The 1,903-nt window shown below is 67.3% G+C and carries 2 protein-coding genes; both read left to right on the top strand.

The window, feature by feature from the left end; all coding sequences use genetic code 11:
- Positions 1-631: Gfo/Idh/MocA family protein (locus tag VFF46_RS21690; RefSeq protein ID WP_325039007.1), on the top strand; the 631-nt coding region annotated here is incomplete at its 5' end.
- Positions 631-1,779: a dihydrodipicolinate synthase family protein gene (locus VFF46_RS21685; protein WP_325039006.1), complete on the top strand. Its 1,149-nt coding sequence runs from the start codon at positions 631-633 to the stop codon at positions 1,777-1,779. The genes VFF46_RS21690 and VFF46_RS21685, both read left to right, overlap by 1 nt.
- Positions 1,780-1,903 lie beyond the last annotated feature (124 nt).

The raw sequence follows: 1,903 nt of genomic DNA, 5'->3' as shown, positions 1-1,903 counted from the left end.
CGACTGGCAGGAGGCGCAGCGGCCGTCCTGGAACTACAAGTCCGAAGAGGGCGGCGGCATCATCCTGGACATGTTCTGCCACTGGCGGTACGTGCTCGACCAGACGTTCGGCGCGGTCAAGTCGGTGTACTGCCAGGGCGCGACGCACATCCCGACGCGGGTCGACGAGAGCGGCCACGAGTACGCCGCGACCGCGGACGATGCGGCGTACGGCGTGTTCGAGCTCGAGGGCGGGATCGTCGCGCAGCTGAACTCGTCGTGGGCGACCCGGGTGTTCCGGGACGAGCTGGTCGAGTTCCACGTCGACGGTACCGAGGGGTCGGCGGTCGCCGGCCTCCGGAACTGCCGCGTGCAGCACCGCTCGGCGACGCCGAAGCCGGTGTGGAACCCGGACATCCCGGCCACCGAGAAGTTCCGCGACCAGTGGGCGACGGTGCCGGACAACGAGCAGTTCGACAACGGGTTCAAGGTGCAGTGGGAGATGTTCCTCCGGCACGTCGTCGACGACGCGCCCTTCACCTGGGACTTCGTCGAGGCGGCCAAGGGCGTGCAACTCGCCGAACTCGGCCTCCAGTCCTGGCACGAGGGCCGCAAACTCGAGGTCCCGACGCTCGACCTGAAGGCGAACTGATGGAACTGAAGCTTCCTGCCGACGGTGGGTTGCAGACCTACCAGCTGACCGGCGACCCGGTTGCTCAGGGCACCTATCGGCCGGCCTCGTCGCGGGTGGCTTTTGCGGCGGCTCATGTGGTGGGGGATCCGTTGGGGGATAACTCGCCGGGGGCGGCTGCGGTGGTGGATTGGGAGCATACGCTGGGGTTTCGGCGGCATCTTTGGTCGTTGGGGTTGTCGGTTGCGGAGGCGATGGACACGGCTCAGCGTGGGATGGGGCTGGACTGGAAGGCTACGCAGGAGTTGATCCGGCGGTCGGCCGCGGAGGCGCCGGACGGGCGGATCGCGGTGGGGGCGGGGACGGATCAGCTTGCCGCCGGCAAGCATTCCGTGGACGCGGTCGCGGCCGCGTACGAAGAGCAGTTCGCGGTCGCGGAGGCGGCCGGTGCGCAGCCGATCATGATGGCGAGCCGGGCGTTGTGTGCGGCGGCGGAGTCGCCCGACGACTACCGCAAGGTGTACGACCGCCTGCTCACCCAGTCCACCAAACCGGTCATCCTGCACTGGCTCGGCCCCATGTTCGACCCTGCGCTGGAAGGGTACTGGGGCAGCGAATCGTTCGACGAGGCCGCCGCATTCGTCGTGGAGCTGATCAACGACAACGTGACGAAGATCGACGGGATCAAGATCTCGTTGCTCGACGCATCGAAGGAAGTTGCCCTACGCAATCAGCTTCCCGAAGGCGTACGACTGTACACCGGCGACGACTTCAACTACCCGGAGCTGATCCGGGGGGACGGCGAGCGGCACAGCGACGCACTGCTCGGCATTTTCGCCGCGATCGCCCCGGCCGCAGCAGCTGCTCTCAGCGCCCTGGACTCTGGTGATTTGGAGAGCTACGAGCGGATCTTCGCATCCACGGTTCCTCTTGCGCGGCAGATCTTTTCGGCGCCGACCTACTACTACAAGACCGGGATCGCCTTCCTGGCTTGGCTGAACGGGTTCCAGCCCGGCTTCACGATGGTCGGCGGCTTGCAGACCGGGCGGTCGCTGCCCCACCTAGCGGAGACGTTCCGCCTCGCGGATCAGGCCGGCGTACTGACGGATCCGGAGCTCGCCGTCGACCGCTTCCGGCAACTCCTGCGGGTCAGCGGGATCGACGCATGAACCGGTACAGCCTCAACCAGGCGACCACGAAGTACTGGCCGCTCGAAGACGTGGTCGGAGCGAGCGCGAACGCCGGGCTCGAGTGGATCGGGCTGTGGCGCGAGCCGATCCAGGAGTACGGCGT

This window comes from Kribbella sp. (assembly GCF_035655035.1).
In the GTDB taxonomy this organism is placed as follows: domain Bacteria; phylum Actinomycetota; class Actinomycetes; order Propionibacteriales; family Kribbellaceae; genus Kribbella.
The sequence above is the reverse complement of the archived record's forward strand: the minus strand, read 5'-3'. Positions and strand labels throughout refer to the sequence as shown.